Source organism: Methanosaeta sp. UBA356, assembly GCF_002496465.1.
Classification (GTDB): domain Archaea; phylum Halobacteriota; class Methanosarcinia; order Methanotrichales; family Methanotrichaceae; genus Methanothrix; species Methanothrix soehngenii.
In genome coordinates, this window is record NZ_DAKC01000069.1 from 1 (window position 1) to 18,377 (window position 18,377).

General features: G+C 50.8%; 22 protein-coding genes and 1 pseudogene. 14 read left to right on the top strand and 9 right to left on the bottom strand.

Going from position 1 to position 18,377, the window contains the following annotated elements:
• Nucleotides 1-61 precede the first annotated feature (61 nt).
• Nucleotides 62-547: a GyrI-like domain-containing protein gene (locus tag BP727_RS06065; RefSeq protein WP_286857877.1), complete on the bottom strand. Its 486-nt coding sequence runs from the start codon at nucleotides 545-547 to the stop codon at nucleotides 62-64.
• 126 nt (nucleotides 548-673) lie between these two features.
• Here BP727_RS06065 and BP727_RS06070 point away from each other — a divergent pair, with 126 nt between their 5' ends.
• The 6 genes and pseudogenes from BP727_RS06070 (at nucleotide 674) to BP727_RS06095 (ending at nucleotide 3,961) form a co-directional block, all read left to right on the top strand.
• Nucleotides 674-1,279 carry a hypothetical protein gene (locus tag BP727_RS06070; protein WP_048132612.1) on the top strand — a complete coding sequence of 202 codons (606 nt, stop codon included), beginning with the start codon at nucleotides 674-676 and terminating at the stop codon, nucleotides 1,277-1,279.
• A 101-nt stretch (nucleotides 1,280-1,380) separates the two neighbouring features.
• Complete coding sequence (locus tag BP727_RS06075) at nucleotides 1,381-2,178, top strand: 2-amino-3,7-dideoxy-D-threo-hept-6-ulosonate synthase (RefSeq protein WP_048133388.1); 798 nt, start codon at nucleotides 1,381-1,383, stop codon at nucleotides 2,176-2,178.
• A 94-nt stretch (nucleotides 2,179-2,272) separates the two neighbouring features.
• Nucleotides 2,273-2,380, top strand: a pseudogene (locus BP727_RS06080) (transposase); the annotation flags it as partial.
• 123 nt (nucleotides 2,381-2,503) lie between these two features.
• Complete coding sequence (tnpA, locus tag BP727_RS06085; RefSeq protein WP_048132611.1) at nucleotides 2,504-2,815, top strand: IS200/IS605 family transposase; 312 nt, start codon at nucleotides 2,504-2,506, stop codon at nucleotides 2,813-2,815.
• Complete coding sequence (locus BP727_RS06090; RefSeq protein WP_052297591.1) at nucleotides 2,812-3,231, top strand: RNA-guided endonuclease InsQ/TnpB family protein; 420 nt, start codon at nucleotides 2,812-2,814, stop codon at nucleotides 3,229-3,231. The genes tnpA and BP727_RS06090 overlap by 4 nt, the downstream gene beginning before the upstream one ends.
• 22 nt (nucleotides 3,232-3,253) lie before the next feature.
• The gene (locus BP727_RS06095) at nucleotides 3,254-3,961 is read left to right on the top strand and encodes an RNA-guided endonuclease InsQ/TnpB family protein (protein WP_273272325.1); all 708 of its coding nucleotides are present in this window, start codon (nucleotides 3,254-3,256) and stop codon (nucleotides 3,959-3,961) included.
• An 86-nt stretch (nucleotides 3,962-4,047) separates the two neighbouring features.
• On the opposite strand, the gene BP727_RS06100 is transcribed toward BP727_RS06095, so the two are convergent.
• The 4 genes from BP727_RS06100 to BP727_RS06115 form a co-directional block, all read right to left on the bottom strand.
• Entirely contained in the window at nucleotides 4,048-5,808 is a 1,761-nt protein-coding gene (locus BP727_RS06100) for a hypothetical protein (protein ID WP_013720589.1), read from the bottom strand.
• A 136-nt stretch (nucleotides 5,809-5,944) separates the two neighbouring features.
• The gene (locus BP727_RS06105; protein ID WP_273278653.1) at nucleotides 5,945-6,706 is read right to left on the bottom strand and encodes a hypothetical protein; all 762 of its coding nucleotides are present in this window, start codon (nucleotides 6,704-6,706) and stop codon (nucleotides 5,945-5,947) included.
• A gap of 55 nt (nucleotides 6,707-6,761) precedes the next feature.
• Nucleotides 6,762-7,712, bottom strand: coding sequence for a GTP cyclohydrolase MptA (gene mptA / locus BP727_RS06110; protein ID WP_273271545.1), 951 nt, complete (start codon nucleotides 7,710-7,712; stop codon nucleotides 6,762-6,764).
• Complete coding sequence (locus tag BP727_RS06115) at nucleotides 7,713-7,943, bottom strand: hypothetical protein (RefSeq protein WP_048132571.1); 231 nt, start codon at nucleotides 7,941-7,943, stop codon at nucleotides 7,713-7,715. It abuts the gene before it with no gap.
• 180 nt (nucleotides 7,944-8,123) lie between these two features.
• Between BP727_RS06115 and BP727_RS06120 the strand changes: the two genes are divergently transcribed.
• Complete coding sequence (locus tag BP727_RS06120) at nucleotides 8,124-8,768, top strand: RNA 2'-phosphotransferase (protein WP_273271544.1); 645 nt, start codon at nucleotides 8,124-8,126, stop codon at nucleotides 8,766-8,768.
• Between the two features lie 4 nt (nucleotides 8,769-8,772).
• Here BP727_RS06120 and BP727_RS06125 read toward each other — a convergent pair whose 3' ends face one another.
• Nucleotides 8,773-9,384 (bottom strand): undecaprenyl diphosphate synthase family protein, encoded by a 612-nt coding sequence (locus tag BP727_RS06125; protein WP_013720585.1) that lies wholly within the window; start codon nucleotides 9,382-9,384, stop codon nucleotides 8,773-8,775.
• Nucleotides 9,385-9,444: 60 nt separating this feature from the next.
• Here BP727_RS06125 and BP727_RS06130 point away from each other — a divergent pair, with 60 nt between their 5' ends.
• The 3 genes from BP727_RS06130 (at nucleotide 9,445) to BP727_RS06140 (ending at nucleotide 12,503) form a co-directional block, all read left to right on the top strand.
• Nucleotides 9,445-10,659 carry a TIGR00297 family protein gene (locus tag BP727_RS06130; RefSeq protein WP_048132557.1) on the top strand — a complete coding sequence of 405 codons (1,215 nt, stop codon included), beginning with the start codon at nucleotides 9,445-9,447 and terminating at the stop codon, nucleotides 10,657-10,659.
• A gap of 64 nt (nucleotides 10,660-10,723) precedes the next feature.
• Nucleotides 10,724-11,578 carry a shikimate dehydrogenase gene (gene aroE / locus BP727_RS06135; RefSeq protein WP_013720583.1) on the top strand — a complete coding sequence of 285 codons (855 nt, stop codon included), beginning with the start codon at nucleotides 10,724-10,726 and terminating at the stop codon, nucleotides 11,576-11,578.
• A 34-nt stretch (nucleotides 11,579-11,612) separates the two neighbouring features.
• Complete coding sequence (locus tag BP727_RS06140) at nucleotides 11,613-12,503, top strand: prephenate dehydrogenase/arogenate dehydrogenase family protein (protein WP_273271543.1); 891 nt, start codon at nucleotides 11,613-11,615, stop codon at nucleotides 12,501-12,503.
• Nucleotides 12,504-12,511: 8 nt separating this feature from the next.
• On the opposite strand, the gene BP727_RS06145 is transcribed toward BP727_RS06140, so the two are convergent.
• Entirely contained in the window at nucleotides 12,512-13,240 is a 729-nt protein-coding gene (locus BP727_RS06145; RefSeq protein ID WP_273278652.1) for a ferredoxin--NADP reductase, read from the bottom strand.
• Between the two features lie 108 nt (nucleotides 13,241-13,348).
• On the opposite strand from BP727_RS06145, the gene BP727_RS06150 reads away from it, so the two are divergent.
• Nucleotides 13,349-13,495 carry a hypothetical protein gene (locus BP727_RS06150; protein ID WP_157863840.1) on the top strand — a complete coding sequence of 49 codons (147 nt, stop codon included), beginning with the start codon at nucleotides 13,349-13,351 and terminating at the stop codon, nucleotides 13,493-13,495.
• A gap of 762 nt (nucleotides 13,496-14,257) precedes the next feature.
• Here BP727_RS06150 and BP727_RS06155 read toward each other — a convergent pair.
• Entirely contained in the window at nucleotides 14,258-15,505 is a 1,248-nt protein-coding gene (locus BP727_RS06155) for a Glu/Leu/Phe/Val family dehydrogenase (RefSeq protein ID WP_273271541.1), read from the bottom strand.
• Between the two features lie 423 nt (nucleotides 15,506-15,928).
• On the opposite strand from BP727_RS06155, the gene hisH reads away from it, so the two are divergent.
• From hisH to BP727_RS06170, 3 genes are all read left to right on the top strand, one after another.
• A complete protein-coding gene (hisH, locus tag BP727_RS06160) occupies nucleotides 15,929-16,534 on the top strand; it encodes an imidazole glycerol phosphate synthase subunit HisH (protein ID WP_013720579.1) in 606 nt (201 codons plus the stop codon).
• Nucleotides 16,528-17,340 (top strand): imidazole glycerol phosphate synthase subunit HisF, encoded by an 813-nt coding sequence (hisF, locus tag BP727_RS06165; RefSeq protein WP_013720578.1) that lies wholly within the window; start codon nucleotides 16,528-16,530, stop codon nucleotides 17,338-17,340. Before hisH ends, hisF begins: the two co-directional genes overlap by 7 nt.
• Before the next feature lie 97 nt (nucleotides 17,341-17,437).
• Entirely contained in the window at nucleotides 17,438-17,698 is a 261-nt protein-coding gene (locus tag BP727_RS06170) for a FeoA family protein (protein WP_013720577.1), read from the top strand.
• Nucleotides 17,699-17,740: 42 nt separating this feature from the next.
• Here BP727_RS06170 and BP727_RS06175 read toward each other — a convergent pair whose 3' ends face one another.
• Complete coding sequence (locus BP727_RS06175; protein WP_013720576.1) at nucleotides 17,741-18,118, bottom strand: hypothetical protein; 378 nt, start codon at nucleotides 18,116-18,118, stop codon at nucleotides 17,741-17,743.
• Nucleotides 18,119-18,377 lie beyond the last annotated feature (259 nt).

Below are 18,377 nucleotides of genomic sequence, written 5' to 3' on the forward strand. Positions count from 1 at the left end.
TTCCAGCCTGTGTTTATGTGATGAAGGCAGGCTTTTCATGGCAGAAATATGGCTGCAACCGTCAGCTTACGGGGACATAGATTATGGTGAGGATCTCCTCCGGTTCGACCTCTCTAGGATCATTGACATAGCCCTCTCTTATTGGTCCGACGATCTTGTGGTTGTTCTTTTGCAGCCAGTCAAAGAGCTCCATATAAGTCGATTCGCATTCCTGGTAAGGTCCTTTGTGAACTGTCTTGGCCATCTTTCCTCCAGCAAGCTCATAGCATCTGATCATATCATTCTCCGGGATGTTCTTTAAAATCGGAACGCAGACCTCTATGTCGGCATTGCCTGCCTCATCTGCTCTCTTTGCCTCCTCAACGCTCTTTTCGTGATATAAAAAAAGGGGATGCCCGACAATTATGGCTTTGCAGCTCATGGCATATTCAAATAGAGAGGCAAGCATTTCTGCGATCTCCCTATAATGCCCCTTCCGTCTCATACCTGCAACCAGTTGAGGCTTCTCGTCTATCACGGTAATTTCCGCCATGCTATCACGTATCATTATCTGATTTTATTTCGGATATATCTTTCGAGCTGTCCTCTTTGGAGCATTCTCTTTCAGAGTCTGTACCATGTCTATAAATATTTGACAATCAGAATCTAATTAAAATTCACACTAGGCACATAAATGAAGATAGTTAATTTGCTTGTCATGCTATTCCTGATCGCCGCAACACCAGCAATAGCTATTGCGTCGGGGGAGACGATCGCATTGGGTCCAGCCACCATCTCATTGGACCTGGAAAATATTGGTTCATATACGATAGAGAAGGAGAGTGTCATCTCAATGGATCATGAGGAAAAAGATATCCGATTTCAATATGAGATCACACCTGCAAACATAATTATCGATGATAAATTAGGCCAAATTATACTGGAAGTCCATCAAATGAGTACCGCGGAGCCGATGGATGAACCTATCTCAGAAAGGGATCAATCAACAGGCATTGAGCATTGCATTCAGAAATCGGATATGATTCACGGCAGCCGAGAAATGACCATGAAGGAATATGAAGTTGATGGCCATGATGGCGTTTTAGCGACCATAGAGATCGATTCAGATGATCCCCTTAGTGCACTTGGATTGATCGAATCAAATGATCCCCTTTACGTACTCGGATGGTGTCTTGATCAGAAAGATGGTGAAGGTAGTGTTGTATGTGTAATTGGATCTGATCTTCCTTGGGAAACAACGAAAGAGATTTTCGATTCAATATCTTCAGATTTGGCATAATTCGGCTTCGACTCAAAAGTCCCTTTTTTTTAGTCCAATCGCAATCCTTATATATGTTATATGTTAGCATGCTACATGTTAGCATGATTAGGTGATTGGATTTGAGTGAGATTGGCAAGAGAGTCAGAATTGAGAGGATAATGGATAGAGACAGCGGGAACACAGTCATAATTCCACTGGACCATGGCATATCAGTCGGCCCCATCCAGGGCCTGGCCGACCTCCCGGAGATGGTAAACAAGGTGGCCAAGGGCGGAGCCAATGCCGTGCTGCAGCAGAAGGGAATGGTCAGGCATGGTCATCGCGGCTATGGCCAGGATGTGGGACTGATCGTGCACATGAGCGCATCCACCTCTTTAGGTCCAGACCCCAACAACAAAGTCCAGGTTTGCCTGGTGGAAGAGTGCCTAAAGATGGGCGCTGATGCTGTATCCATTCATATCAATATCGGCTCTGAGACCGAGTCCGATCAGCTGAGCATCATGGGGTGCGTCAGCGAGCGCTGCGACTTCTGGGGCATGCCGCTGGTGGCCATGATGTACCCCCGGGGCAAGAACATCGCCAATCCCAATGATGTGGAAGTGGTAGCCCACGCTGCCCGGGCGGGAGCGGAGCTGGGAGCGGACATAATCAAGACCAACTACACTGGCGATCCTGACAGCTTCCGTAAGGTGGTCAAGGGCTGCCCAGTGCCAGTGGTCATAGCAGGCGGTCCTAAGACCGAGACGGACATGGAGTTCTTGAAGATGATCGAAGGAGCGCTACAGGCTGGTGCGCGCGGGGTGGCCATAGGCAGGAACGTCTTCCAGCATAAAGATCCGGTGAAGATGACCCGTGCCATAGCGGCCATAGTAAACAAAGGCAAGAACGCTGATGAGGCCATAAAGATCCTGAAATGATAGAAACGAGCAGGGCGCAAACTCCGGTCTTCGGGCCGGAGTAAGCCCGTAAGTACTCTATTTATAGTATGCGCACGTATAAACGGTCATGGAAGTGCGGTCTACTAGGCATAGTAAGTATAATATAAATTACCATTTGGTATGGATACCCAAATACCAGCGTCCTGTACTTACTGGCGATGTAGCAGACCATCTCAAAGACATATTCGGCTCCTCGCTATTTTGCATGGGTGAAATTGAATCGGAAACTCTCTGTATCTTTTCGCCTCTGTGGTGAACCGCGATGCTCTGACCCAACCACAGAGGCGCAGAGGAACAAAAGGCCATATTCTCTGCCTTAACTCACCCACATAATTCAGCGAAGAGCCACATATTCCATACCATAGCAGAGAAGAAGGGGGTAGAGATATTGAGTCTGGAGATAATGCCGGACCACATCCATCTTTTCATCTCATCTCCTCCTCAAAATGCCCCGTCTTTGCTAATCAATTGGTTCAAAGGAATCAGCGCCAGGATGTACAATTATTGGTATAACGAAACCGCTATCAAGTGGACCAATTCGTATTATGTCGGCACTGCTGGGACCGTGACAGCAGAGACCATCAAGAAGTATATCGAGGAGCAGAAATCCAGATGAAGACCGCCTACAAGTTCAGGATGTACCCTAATAGGCTACAAGAGGCCCAATTAGACCTTACTCTCGAAACTTGCAGGCACCTGTATAATACGGCATTAGCAGACAGAAAGAACGCCTATGAGACTGAAGGCATTAGCAGATCATACGAAGATCAGGCTGCTATGCTCACTGTCGAGCGAAAGAACGGCAATTTCCTCGGGATATATGCCCACTGTCTTCAGGATGTCCTTCGCAGGCTGGATAAGTCCTTCAAAGCATTCTTCCGGCGAGTCAAGGCCGGAGAAAACCCAGGATATCCCAGATTCAAGGGCAGGGGTTGGTATAAGTCCTTCACATATCCAGACTCCGAGACAGGATACAAGATGGAAGGCTCAAAGCTAACTCTTTGCAAAGATCGGAACCATCAGGATATTTAAGCATCGGGAAGTCGAAGGAAAGATCAAGACTTGCACCATCAAGAAGGATCTCCTGGGCCATTGGTACGCCGTCTTAGTGGCGGAAATCGAGGATGCCCCTGCCGTTGAGCCAACAACCACAATAGGGGTAGACGTTGGCCTGAAGAGCCTAATAACCACGTCTGCCGGTAAGTCGATCCAATACCCTCGATACTACATCCAGTTAGAAGAGAAGCTGGCTGCTGCCCAACGATCTCTTTCCAGAAAGAAAAGGGGCTCGGCCAACAGGCGGAAAGCTAAAGCAAAAGTAGCTAAGATCAGTAAGAGAATTCAGAATCTTCGAGATGAATTCCTACACCAAGTATCCCGGAAACTGGTAGATTCTGCTGACATAATCGTATTTGAAAACTTGAACATCAATGGAATGCTCAAGAACCATCATCTAGCAAAGCATATCCAAGACCATGCATGGGGCAAACTAATTCAGTTCACTCAAGGCAAAGCTGCGAAGGCTGGCAAAGTAGTAGAACTGGTAGACGCGAGATGTACTTCTCAGAAGTGCTCCCAATGTGGCATAATGGTCCCTAAAACGCTGGCAGACCGAGTTCATCTTTGCCCTAAATGTGGGCTAGAGATGGATAGGGATCTCAATGCCAGCATCAATATCCGCACCCTCAGACTGAGGGGAAGAGCCTACAGAGATGCGGCAAATAACCAGCCGGTCAGTGAAGTAGGAAGCCCTGGTATTTAGGCCAGGGAGGAAGTCACCTTATTCAAATGCCATTTCGAGCCGGCCTGGCAAAGGGTTGCCGGCCAGCCCGATAGAGCAATGAAAGACTAATTTGCCGGCCAGACATAGACGTAGATGTAATTGGACCAATCATTGCAGTAGTAGCTCAGTATATGCCAGCCTGGCTCGCTTCCCTTAAACCAGGTCTGGTACCAGCCAGACGTCTTGTAGCCAAAGTTTTTGACCTCGGGATTGCACCCCTTGCCACCAGTATGGCAGATCTTCCATTCATACGACCAGTACTCTCCATGACGGCTTATCTTGGACCAGAGGGGGAGCCAGTCACCGCAATATACGCCCGCGACGGTATCTATATCGTCATTGCAATCCAGGACATAATACTCATTGCATCTGCATTTAGATGGCTTTGGAAATACTGCTTTGCTGCTATGGGAGGCATAATTGCTCGGCCCCACGGGGACTTTTGAGATCATATCATCCTGGCAACGGCCGCTATCGTCCACATAAGGACAGTTTCCGTAGACTCCTTCGGTTATCAGAGTAGATGTGGTGAAGGAGGTTGTGGTCTGGGCAGATGTGCTGCCACCAGCGGTGGGCGTGGCAAGAGTCTTTCCATCCAATCCTTGGGGATAGCTTCCCGGTACTGGATACATCGCGGCCGCTGCGGGAATGGTGCTCTTTGGAGCCGATCCATCATAGTAGCTCATGCTTCCCGTCTGACCGGTGGCCGGCCGATACAAGCTGTAATTGGGAAGGGCAATATTCTCGGAATAGATGTCAGGCGGTGTTGGCGCTCCAGCAGGCAATGAGGGCTGCATGGATGGCTGGACGGATGACTGCCCGGCAGATGGCAGGGCAGATGGCATCGTGGCCGAAATGGCAGACGGTATCGTAGATTGCATTGCAGATGGTATCGTGGGCTGAATGGCAGATCCTTCGCCTGCCAGATAGCCGGATGATGATGAAGACGGGATTGAGCTGTACATTGAAGGATAGACATAGATATAGATATAGTTGGACCAGGCACCGCAGTAGTAGCTTATTACATGCCAGCCGGGAACATCGCCGGTAAACCAGCCCTTCTTACATCCCGGAACTGACCAGCCCCACAATCTGACCAGTGGGGTGGACGTCTTCGGATACCATTCGTATACGAAGAAATAACCCTTCGACTTAATCTCTGCCCACAGGGGTAGATATCCTCTGTAGCTGCAACCAGCCACTGTTGCCAGACCGGAAGCGGTCTGAACATAGAACCGGTTTGAAGATGTGACCAGGCCCGGATAGTACCACCCGGTCGAGCCCACCTTGGAGCTGGTAGCCTTGCTGATCCCTGAGCCGGCCTCGAAGCCCAGCATAGCTGAACCATCCTGACCATATGCTTCACCTGCAGTCATCGTGGGAATTGGATGTGATACGAAGTTCAGGCTTTCATCAGGCGAAAAGCTCTCCGCCTTGGGGATAGATAATCCGAGCGATTCGGCTGTCATCTGATCCTCGACCGGCCCGCTTATCCATGGCGCTTGATATAACGATCCTTGCGATGAAGTAACAGGAACGGATGAAGACTCCGATAGCTCTGCAAATCCTTCAGCATAGCCTTTCTGGTATGGCGCCTGGGTTGATGAACTCCCTTGATAAGGAATATAAGCTCCAACCGGGCCAGTTTCTTCTATGCTTGCCGATCGCCCAACGCTATTCTCTGAGGCGGTGCCTGACAGGCCTTGGTCCGACTGCATGTAAAGATCAGATTCATCCACATCGCCTACAAGAGCAAAGGAGATGCCCGTAGTGATCAAGAACACCGCCATTGTTGCCAATAGAAAATGCCTTACTATTCCCTTCATTGTACCCCACTCCCGATCAACTTTTGATCTGTTGTTTGCAGATTTTAGCGCGTTTATTCTATTTAATACTTGCTTTAGAAGCGAGTACCGGAATCGATCAGTTTATAATAATATTCAGTCATTCAATTTAATCGAATTAGAATTGCTTTCTACGGCTCCAGTTGTTTCTCACCATCTCCGCCAGGCGCGGATTTTCGAATTGATTGTAGATGTCCAGGTCCATGGTATAACCCACAAAGGGATCTATGCTGCCCTTCTCCATGTTGGTCACCCATATCTGAATCTCCCTTTCCTCTGCCTTTAGGCCATTCTCCTGGTAGAACTGCATAAAAGGCTCCAGGTTCTCTCCGCTGGGCACCAGGGCCACCACATCCTCGCCCTGCTCTCCCCGGCACTTATCTATATCTAGCGACCTCACGCTCGTTGCCACAAAGGCCCTGGCCTTCCTCTCCGGCGCGCTGAATACCAGTTCCCCAGTCTCCTCTGAAGTCAGTCTATATCCTGCATCGCTCATGAACTCCACTAAGAGATCCTTCAGGCTCTGATACATGATCCTCCTCAGCTCGGGCATTGAATTGAGGAATTTGCGGTTGGCCTCGGCGAAGTCCTGCTTGCTGTGCTTTTTTGTATGCAGGAAGTGGAATATCCGCCCATCCATCTGGGTGAAGGTATCCAGCCTTGGCAGATCGAAGAACGCTGGCTCCTTGCTCATAATGCTAACAAATATGCCGGGAGCTATCTTCTTGCCTACGATCTTTTGCAGCTCTTCTCGCTCCTCCTCGCACAAATCCGCTGCCCTGACGATATCATAGGTACGAAGCAATAGCTCACATCGAGCGATGATCTCCCTCTCCCGCAGCACTTTGCGGAGAGGGCCGGCGATCTTGTCAATTTCCATATTGATCAACTGCAACCAATCGATTCGAACTGGTCTTAGACCAACTCAAAAGCATTTAAACCTTCAGGCAGGCCAGCTCTGCTCGCAGCTCGCCCATGGTGGCAGTCCTCTCAGCGAAAGCATTATGCTGATGGATGCTCTCCTCATTGATCTGTTTCAACGTCACTGCAGCATCATCCGGCAGATCGCTGAAAGCCTCCACCGTCTTCTGAGCCATAGTCCTGACGCAGTCCTCTACGAACTTGGGATTGCTGTGCGCCCGGCTCACCACTAAGGCCTCGTCAGGCCTTTTGAGCAGGCCATAAACCTTGGAGCTCATGGACTCCTCGATGATCTTGATGATCCTGTCTATAGAGACGCAACGCCGGTCGCGCACCTCTACCGAGATGCTGCCTCTGCCTCGCTGGTTATGGGTGGCCACAGGCAATCGGCTCAAAACATCTAAAGCGACCTCTTCGGATAGGCCGGCTTTGATCAGCTCACCCCGAGCCTGATCTTTCATGATCTCCTGAGCACAGGGACATGCGGTCATCCCCATGACCTCTGCACCTACCGTCTTTCTCAGACATCCGGTGGGACCTGCTCTTGCCACCGCCTCGGCAAATATGTCCACTACCTCCTGGCAGGTGACCTTTGTGAAGGGCGTCTGTCTGCGAACGATGTACTCGCTCTTCATCTTCACCTCTGCCCTGGACGCATACTCATGCCGGGCAAGAAGCCTCTTGGCGATCTCGCCGCATAGCTCCTCGATCTCATAAACCGGCCGGTTTATGGCATCCTCGAGAACCTCATCTATGGCCTCGAAGTTCCGGGAAAGGTTGGCGCCCTTGCGGTCGGATGGAAGGTCGACGAACACCTCGAAATTGGAAATCAGGACCACTGGCCTCTCGTCGCTCCCCCTCTCGACTTTAATCAGCTTCTTGACGCCGGTAACACCCACTCTGGTCAGATTGAAAGGAAAATCTGGCTCGCAGGCCTGAATATCGGGAAGAGAGTCCAAATGCATTCACTCCTGATTTGATTCCCAGTTGCAGACCTCAGACTCGTCCTCTTCCAGCTGATCGATCTTCAATAGGAGCCTGTCCACTTCTTGCATCATCTCTTCCAAGCTGGTTTTAATCCTCTCATCGCAATCATCAGACAAAATAAAAGACCTTTCCAGCTCGGCCATCAGCTCCTCTTCATCCATATCGAGCATCCGGCATATTCTCTTCTCGACATCCTTCGAACCGGGCATAATAGTTTATTCAAAACAGACATATTTGAGTCTTTGCTTCCTGAAATGCAGGCCTCGGATTTTCCCGATTGAATTGAGTTGCCATGCCTGACTATAGGAACTGAATATCGGTTTTTTAACAGAGAGCAGTCAGCTATATCTATGCGAAAGGGTATTCATGATGACAGAGGAGGTCTACTGATGATCAAGCGTTGCCCTCAGCACGGATTTTTCAGAGGAGAGCATTGTGAGTGCGGACTTGCCGGTCAGCTTATTCTGGATGAGGCCAGGACGGAGCAGCTGGGCAGACTGGTAGCGGGGGGCCTTCGGCATTTTCCCCTTGATCTGGGCCTGGAGATGGACTCTCGGGGCTGGGTCGACCTCTCGAAGCTGGGAGAGGTGGTTCAAAAAAGACATCGCTGGGCGAACAAAGAGATGGTTATCGCCCTTGCTCAATCCGATCCCAAGCAGAGATATGAGATCTCAAATCAGAGGATCAGGGCCAGATACGGTCACTCTATGGATATAGAACTGGACCATCCGGAATGCCATCTTCCCAGGCTATATTACGGAGCGAGCGAGGAGGAGGCAGACAGGATCCTGGAGATCGGCCTCAAGTCCGCGTCCCAGAGGTATGTCCATCTATCAACCACCCCAAATAAGGCCTGGGATGTGGCAGGCTACCGCACTGGGAATCCCAAGGTAATCCAGGTGGATGCCGCCCCGGCCAGAGAGGCAGGTGTGAAGATGATGACAGTAAATGATGATATCGTTATATCAGAGATGATACCTGCCCGGTTTCTCTGCATTCTCGCCTCAAAGGATATTCCCAAGACCGGAAAATAAATGATCAGCGGCCGAAGCGCCTCTCTCGCCCCTGATAGTCTCTGATGGCACGGAGAAAATCTATCTTGCGCAGCCTCAGCCAGTTGACATCGGTGAAATAAAGCTCTGAGTAGGCCGATTGCCAGATCATGAAGTCGCTCAGCTGCTTTCCTCCCGCCCTTATCACCAGATCGGGCTTCTGGCTGAAGCGAAGACGGGATTCTATTGCCTTTTCATCTATATCCTCCGGAATCAGCCTTCCCTCTTCCACCTCACTGAGAAGATCTCGGAAAGCCTCAGTCACCTCTCTTTTGCCCCCATATCCTAAAGAGACAGTAACCCTCATCCTCCCGCCGGAACCTGTAAGCAGATCTGCATCTGCTGTGTGCAGAGAGATTTGAGCGGGAGAGCTCCGCAGAGTGTCTGCGATCTTCTGGCAGAGTGTGGGCTCGTTATCATTGATGTAAAGGACGAGTGAGGCAAGACCCATCGATCTGCTCCATTCGATGATATCCCTCAGCTTATCCAGGCCCTCATCAAATAGATCCCCTGAGCTGAGGACTATGGCAATGCAGCCAGGGAGGTTGGCCTTGGATATGCGCATCTCTAGGAGCTTTTCATACAGGCGGTGAATCATCAATTCATCACTGGTTTTCCATAGGCAAAGTATTTTTGCGATGAAACTGGTTTGTACTGCATGAACCGCGAGAACGCCTCCAGGCTGGCCATAGGACTTATGGTATTGCTTCTGCCTTATGCCTGGCCGTTCACAGTAGTTGCTCTGGCGGCGGCTTTTTTTATGGAGAAGAGCACCCGTTTGCTTGCGGCAACCCTGGGTTTTCTCCTGATCATTAGGCCTGTTCTCGCCCAGATGAGCATCGATCTTCCTTTGTATGTTATCGCCATCTCTTTTATGGCCTCCACCTTTGCCTCATTGGGCTATCTGAGGTTTAGTTCCTTAACAGGAAGCATAGCTCATCTTCTCATTACTGTAGCTCTGGGCTATCCCCTCGCGATCTGGATCTCCGCGGGTACTATTCCCAAGGAGAGCGCTATGTTCCTTGCGGTCCTGGGTGGTCTTTCCGGCACATTTCTAAATCAGGCATCCAGGATGAGAGACTTTGCCGTTCCCTTCGGAACCGCCATGGTGATGTGGCTCTTCTCCTTCCGCTATCCATTCCCGGAGCTGCATACAATCATACTCATATGCCTTTTCGCCCTCATTTTAGGAGTGGGCGCTTACTGGGCTAAAGCGGCGGACATATCTGCCGTGATCAGCGAGACCATAGTCGGTTTTCTGGTTATAATCTTCGCTGGCTTGAGCTGGTTTTTGCTTCTTTTGATCTTTTATCTCATGGGTGGCGGTTTCACTCGTTACGGATATGCTAAAAAGGAGAAGCTAGGGATAGCCCAGTCACATGGAGGAGCGCGAGGCTACAAGAACGTCTTTAGCAACAGCCTGGTACCGCTGGCCATGGCAGTATTTTATGGCATCTACGGAAACGACCTATTCGTATACGCCTTCATCGGATCTGTGGCCACGGCCAATGGCGATACCCTGGCCAGCGAGATTGGAGAGACCAGCAGCTCCAAGCCCAGGATGATTACCACTCTTAAGGAGACTGAGCCGGGTGTGGATGGAGGGGTGACGCTGCTTGGCGAGGGGGCATCGCTGCTCGGCGCACTGATCATCAGCATTTTGGCCGCGATCAGCGGGATGACTGGACTCTTAGGAATCGTTATCGGGACAGCTGCTGGATTCCTGGGCACCAACTTCGACAGCTTGCTGGGAGCGACCCTGCAGAGCCGGGGCACCCTGAGCAATAACGGGGTGAACCTGGCAGCTACTGCCTTTGGAGCCATTGCGGGAGGAGTTGTCTGGTATGTGCTGCATATCTGGAATATCCTCTAGAGCATCAAAAGCACCCGGTCAATAAGTCAGGCCGAGAATCTGGATCATAGGAGCACATGAAAAAATGAAGATCTTCGGAATCTTTGGCGATCCAATCGAGCACAGCCTCTCTCCAGCCATGCAGAATGCCGCCTTTCGGGCCCTGGGCATGGATGGATGCTATCATGCCTTTCGCGTCAGCCGGTCCAGGCTTAAAGATGCAGTCATTGGAGCAGATGCTATGGGATTTGGCGGACTGAATTTGACCATTCCTCTCAAGGAGGAGGCTTTGAGCCTGGATTTTCTGGAGGCAGATGATCTGGCCAGAGCGATTGGAGCGGTAAACACCATATCCTTTTCTGGAGAGGCGGGGGAAGAGAAAGGAAAGAACAGAATACAGGGCTACAATACCGATGGTTGGGGGGCTTTATCGGCTCTGCAGGATGCTGGAGTCAAGGTCAAAGGCAGCCGGGTTTTATTGATTGGCGCAGGAGGTGCGGCAAGGGCGATAGCTTATGCTCTGGATCGGGAGGGAGCGGAGGTCTCCATAGCGAACCGGAACCTAAAGAGGGCTCATGAGCTGGCTGCCTCTGTGGGCGGCATAAGCTACTGCCTGTGTGATCTGGAACCCCTGGTACGCCAGGCGGATGTTATCATCAATGCCACCTCGGTGGGGATGAGAGAGGGGGACGGGAGGATAATAGATAGCCGTCTCTTAAAGAGCCATCATGTCGTCTTTGATATCGTGTATAACCGGGAGACGGAGCTTCTTTGGGATGCTCGGTCCATTGGTGCAGCGGCCATCGATGGAGTGATGATGCTGGTCTATCAGGGGGCAAGGGCCTTTGAGATCTGGACGGGCAGGAAGGCTCCAGCAGATGTGATGGAGAGGGCGGTCAGGGAGAGCCTGGAGGAGCGAAGGCAGAGGAAGAGCAGGTGATGAAGATAAGGAGATCTCGGATGAGGGAGGGAAGATGGTGCGCATACTGATATTGGGCGGAACTGGGGAGACGGGTTCCTGGTTTGCTCGCTATTTCAAATCAAAAGGATGGGAGGTGGCCATCTGGGGGCCGAGCGGGAAGGTGGAGGTAGCCGAACGTCTGGGAGTGCGCTATGCCCATGATATGATGGCTGAGGTGGAAGAGAGCGATGTGGTCTTGGTGAGCGTGCTCATCGAGAAGACGGTGGAAGTGATACGTCAGGTTGCCCCAAGCATGCATTCAGGCAGCCTGATCATGGATGTGACCTCGGTCAAGTCCGGGCCGGTGAGGGCGATGAAGACTTACGCTCCCAAGGGGGTGGAAGCACTGGGCACTCATCCCATGTTCGGGCCCACCATGCCCTCACTCTTTGGCCAGACGATCATCTTCACCCCGGTGGAGGGGAAGACGGGAAAGTGGCTTGGAGTGATCAGGTCCCTCTTCGAATCGGATGGAGCCAGGATCGAGATTCTGGAGGCAGAAGAGCATGACGAGACCATGGCCGTAGTGCAGGCGCTCACCCACTTCGCCTATATCAGCATCGGGGCGGCACTGAAGGCTCTGGATTTTGATGTGCAGAGGTCGCACCGGTTCATGTCTCCGGTTTATGAGATAATGATCGACTTTGTGGGCAGAATCCTGGACCAGAATCCTGAGCTTTATGCCTCCATTCAGATGAATCCCAAAGCGGCAGCTGCCCGGCAGGCCTTTGTGTCGGAGTGCATGCGGCTGTGCGAAAAAACGGATGATGGAGATATGGAGGGCTTCAAGCAGATGATGAGAGAGGCTGCCCTTCATTATGGCGGGACCCATGAGGCCCTGCAGAGGTCGGACCGGGTGATTAATTCCCGGATAAGGGAGAAGGAGGAGGAAGGGAAAAGATAAAATAGATTCTATCCCACCAGCTCTTCTCCCGCGTTCGATCTATTGTACCCGCTGAAGTATTCATGCTTAATTTGACTCGGGTCAAGTCCAATCTCCGTTAAGAGGGAGGTCATCGATTCGACCATCGGCTGGGGGCCGCTGACATAGTAGATCCTCTCTGCCCATTGGGGCACAGTGCTCTTTATCATCTCTCCGTTCACCCGCCCCGATAGGCCTCTCCAGGCGGGGCTGGGATTGGTGATGGTCATATTGACCACAAGACGGGGATTGGCCCTCTGCATCGGCATCAGGTCATCATAAAAGGGGATCTCATCCTCATTTCGGTTGGAGTAGAGGAGGGATATGTCTGTGCTCGTTTTCTTATCGGTACAGAATTTGATCATGCTGCGCAAGGGTGTGATTCCTATCCCGCCGGATAGCATGCAGACCTTATCGTGCTCGCCCAGAAAAGAGAAGCTCCCATAAGGCCCGTCCAGTGAAAGTGTGTCTCCAACCTTCAAATCGTCTATAAGCTCTGAGAACCTCAGGCCGGTCAGCTTTTTTGTGACCTCCAGATGGTCTTCTGTAGGGCTGCTTGAGAAGGATAAAGGTTTCATGATCCGCTCTGGCCCATCGCCGAAGATCAGAAAAGTCCACTGGCCGGGAAGATAGCTGAAATGTTCCGGCTTTTCGAAACGAATGGACTTTACGCTCTTGGTCCTCTTTATGACCTTGACTGCCCGGGAGAGGAATTTCATTCACTTCACCTATGAATTGAATTGATCTATATCTATCTTCAAAACTAATAAATGCTTGGGCGAGGAATGGATCATCGATAGGCTGTCACGATCCGAGAGGGATTCAAAATGGCAGAGAAAGAGGAAAAGGAAGAAAATGAGCAGATGGTCAATGAAGAGGATGAGCAAGGCAATATCTTAGTTTATCCGGCATGGTCAAAGAAGAATGCTCCCAAGGATAAGCAGAACAAATGGGAAGTTCCCATTTATATGTAAGGGCGCATTGCTTTATTCTGTTTCTCGGATCCAGACGGGATTAAGGCCAATATTAATCCATGCAGGCTGTTTTTCAGTGGACTCCGCCGCAGCCAATGAGGCTCCCTCAACACCGGGGGGTCGGGGCAGAGTGCAGGCAAGCCGTAAGAGGTTCGTGACATATTATGATTGATTTGGCTCCTCGCTATTTAGTGTGGGTGGACTGAATCAGAAATTCTCGGTGCTTCTGTGGTGAACCGCGATGCACTGACCCAACCACAGAGGCACAGAGGAACAGAGGCTATAATCTCTGCCTGACCTCACTCACATCATTCAGCGAAGAGCCATTGATTTTCTCAGCAGGATTCGGATGAATTGCGAGCTTGAAGAAAGCGATTGCTACAGCAGGAGAAGCATGTAGCAGGTGCATGGACCGTACTCGAATACCAGGATTTCCAGGAATCTGCACCATACATTTATATCGTTGAATGACGAGCAATTAGCGGGCAAAAGTCGACCACAACCATTACGGCCAATTTTCCTCCTACCTCGTTAGAGATCGACTTTGCCCAACCCTCCTATAAAGAGAGCAAAACTCATCCCAGGAAATCTTTATCCATTTCAAAAAGATGAATCCCCAATCCAGCAAAGATCAAAAGACCAAATGATGACCAAATAAAGATTGTAGGCCTCTGCAATCATTCCGGGCTTCTTGCTCGGAGGATGCAAAGGACCTATTTTTATCTGCTTATCTGACTGTTCAGAGGTAAGCTCGTCTCTCCTTTAAACCCAGCCGCGGGTCTTCATGGCATCGACCACCCTGGCCACGGCCACAGTGTAGGCTGCCTGACGCATGTTGATATTGTACTGTCTGGAGGCAGCCAATACTCCCTGGTAGGCCATGGTCATCCTCTCGTCCAACCTTTGATAGACCTCTTCGAATGACCAGCAGTAGCGCATGATGTTCTGTACCATCTCAAAGTAGGAGACGGTGACTCCGCCGGCATTGGCCAGGAAGTCGGGGATGACATGCACCTTGTTATTGAAGAGGATCTCATCTGCCTCCGGTGTGGTGGGGCCGTTGGCCAGCTCCAGAATGATCTTGGCCTTGATATTTCCAGCATTCTCCTTGGTGATCACGTTCTCCAGAGCGGCGGCAATGAGAATGTCCACATTGAGCTCCAGGAGCTCCTCATTGCTTATCCTCTTGGCATCGGGTATGCTGGCCACAGTACAAGTCTCCGCCTTGACGCTTGATGCCTCCGCCGGCTCTATTCCTGCCGGATTGAATGCTCCGCCCTTGGAGTCGCTAACCGCGACAACCTTGCTGCCGAAAAGCTCCTTGGCCAGGCTGTGAGCATAGCTGCCGGCATTGCCGTACCCTTGAATGGCAATTGTGGCCCGGGAGAGATCAATTCCTAATTCCCTTGCCGCCTCCCTCAGGGCATACATGCCTCCCCGGGCAGTGGCATCGCTTCTGCCACAGGAACCGCCCACGCACAGAGGCTTGCCGGTAATGCAACCGAAGTTGTTCGAGCCGGTCAATTTTGAGTATTCATCCATCATCCAGGCCATCATCTGGGGTGTGGTGTAGACGTCCGGCGCAGGAACGTCCCTCTCCGGTCCGATGTTCTGCCAGACCATATCCACATAGCCCCGGCAGAGCCTCTCCTGCTCCCCAGTGGAGAGCTCCTTGGGATTGCAGATCACTCCACCTTTGCCTCCGCCCAGGGGCAGGCCGAGAAGGGAGGTCTTCCAGGTCATCCAGGCAGCTAGAGCCCTCACGGTATCAATGGTCTCATCCGGATGGTATCTTATGCCGCCCTTGCAGGGGCCCAGAGCATCGTTATACTGAACCCTGTATCCCTGAAAGATCTTTATGCTGCCGTCATCCATGCGCACGGGAATCGATACGTGAAACTCTCGCCTGGGGTGGCGGAGGAACTCATGCACTCCAGGATCGAGGTTTAGGATCTTGGCACAATCATCAAGCTGTTTTTGAGCTATCTCAAAAGGATTCGATTTGGTCATTATATTGCATCTCCATTAAGTATTTTCCCGAATCTTAATTTTTATGACCTGGTGGAGGGAGGTGTCCATCGTTCCCTATTTAAGTATTATGGGTCAAGTTTTTAAGTGATGGAGAAGGGCGGAATTGAGTTGTCGGCCTATTTAAAGATTTGCTATAATTAAATTGCAGATAAGAAATAGAGAAATAACGGACGAATTGAGTTGATATGAAGCTATATGAATGCGAAATTGTGAAGAAATCATAAATAATCTTAAAAAATTTACTATGAAAGTTCATAATCCTTGCCCCCTGCAGGGTATGGTACCTCGCAGGAATATATGTTCCGCCGAGCCAACAGGCTTATGAAAAGATATGAAAGGATCGCAAATAGAGATATTAATGGCGCCAAATAAAATCGCGCCATAGCGAGAAGGAAGACGCAGATGAGTATAATCATAGTGGATTATGGAATGGGAAACCTATTTTCCATATACAACGCCCTGGAGTATGTGGGCGGCAATCCCAAGATTGCCCGCGATCCAGGGGAGTTGGCCGGGGCGAAGGGCATAGTTGTCCCGGGTGTGGGGGCCTTTGGCAGCTGCATGAATCAGCTCTCTCGATTCTCAGACTCGCTCTTATCATGCTTCCAAGAGGGAGTGCCGATGCTGGGCATATGCGTTGGCATGCAGGTGCTCTTCCAGGAGAGCGAGGAGAGTCCGGGCGCGCCGGGTCTGGGCTGGATAGAGGGAAAGGTTGTGCGCCTGCCGGATGGAGTGATGATTCCCCAGATGGGCTGGAACAGCCTATACATCAAGCACCGGGTGGAGATTTTTGATGGCATCAGTGAGGGGGACATGTTCTACTTCGTCCATTCCTACTACGGCCAGCCGAGGGACAAATCGGTTATAGCCGCCACCACAGATCATGGAGTGGAATTGGCAGCTGCGGTCCATAAGGATAACCTCTTTGCCACCCAGTTTCATCCCGAGAAATCAGGGCCAAAGGGCCTTAGAATCCTGAAGAACTTCGTGAGGTCTACCATATGCTAGCTAGAAGGATCATTCCCTGCCTGGACTGCGACCTGGGAGTCCCCGGAGGCAGAGTGGTCAAGGGAATTGAGTTCAAGCAGATCAGATATGCCGGAGTCCCCTGGGAGCTGGCCGATCAGTACTATCAGGATGGTGCGGATGAGATCGTCTTTTTGGATATAACTGCATCCAGTGACCGGCGGGAGACCATGACCAGTGTGATAAAGAAGACATCGCTCTCGGTTTTTGTGCCCCTGGCCGTGGGCGGGGGGATAAGCAGCCTGGCGCAATCAAGGGAGGTCTTCAACGCTGGTGCGGATAAGGTCACCGTTAACACCTCCGCCCTAAAGCGACCGGATCTCATCAGCGAGATCGCCGGTAGATATGGAAATCAGGCCGTGGTTTTAGCCATAGATGCCAAAAGGCGCTATTCCCAGGAGGATGGCCGGAATATGGTACAGACGGAAGAGGGGCCCTGCTGGTTTGAATGCTCCTATTATGGCGGCAGGGAGTTCACCGGAATTGACGCCATCGACTGGGCCAAAAAGGCCGTCTCCCTGGGAGCAGGAGAGATCCTTCTCACCAGCATGGACAGAGACGGCACCAAGCTTGGGTTTGACATACCCCTCACCGCTGCTGTGGCGAGAATGGTCCGGGTGCCTGTGATCGCCTCGGGGGGATGCGCAAATCCCGAGCATATGCTGGAGGTCTTCCAAAAGACCGATGCCTCTGCAGCTTTAGCGGCCAGCATCTTCCACTTCCAGGAATGCAGCATCAGAGACGTCAAGACATATCTAAGGAAGAATGGGGTGAATGTGCGATTATGATGCAATTGATTGGGATGAGAAGGATTGCGAAAGGATGATCGCTGCGCAAGATTTATCCGTGTTCTGGAGGTGATGGCGACGAGGTGGATGATCGGAGATGAGATACATTGAGCTCTCAAGGGCCCCCTGTAATCAGACCCTGGAGATTCATTCCGTGAACGGTGAGTATGGCTGGGAGAGGAGGTTTGAATCCATGGGAATAAGAAGAGGCAGCCGTGTGCGCAAAATAACCTGCCATCCCTTTGGCGGACCGGTGGTAATCGAGCTTAACGGATCGAAGATCTCGCTTGGACGGGGAATAGCAGCAAAAATAGAGGTTGAGGTGCTCTCATCTCCCCCAGTTAAGAGGCAGATCTGAAATCCTCATCCCCGATCGAGCAATAATTGAATCCTGGATAATTTATGTTGATATGAGCTGCTTGAGCCTCTGGATGCTCTCCATGGCCTGAGCGGACTCATGCAGCTTCTCTTCCTCGAAATGTTTTATGACCTCTTCAATGCCTGCTTTCAATGAGTAGACCTTCATCGGTCTTCCTTTGCCCTCGCGTTTAATCTCCTTCTCCTCTATCCAGTTGTTGTCGCGCAGGGTTCTCATGGCAATGCTCACCTCTGGCTGCCTGAGGTCTGAGCCCATCTCTATCTCCCTTGAGGAGGCCTCATCCACATTTGCCAGAAATGTGATAAGGGTTGCTACGTTTCGGGGCACTCCAAGGGAGCGGAGCGTCTCCACGAATTCCATGTCCTTGTCATCCAGGATCTTTACTGTCGACTCTCTCATAATCGTCACCATATTTTTCAGGTCACTAATACTTAATGATATAAATAATTTGTTTTGAAAGGCTTGGTCTTTTAATTTTACTTATTTAGACTAATACTTTAGATAATAAGTCAAAATGCAGCTGATATTCGCATTTAGATGGTTATTTAGGATAAAATAAGCCTGATTAGGAATTTATAATCACGATGATTTTTTGAGGGGATGATATCCCTCAAAAATTAAAGCCGTTTTTTTGCCATTCTTGCGAAAGCAACTACAA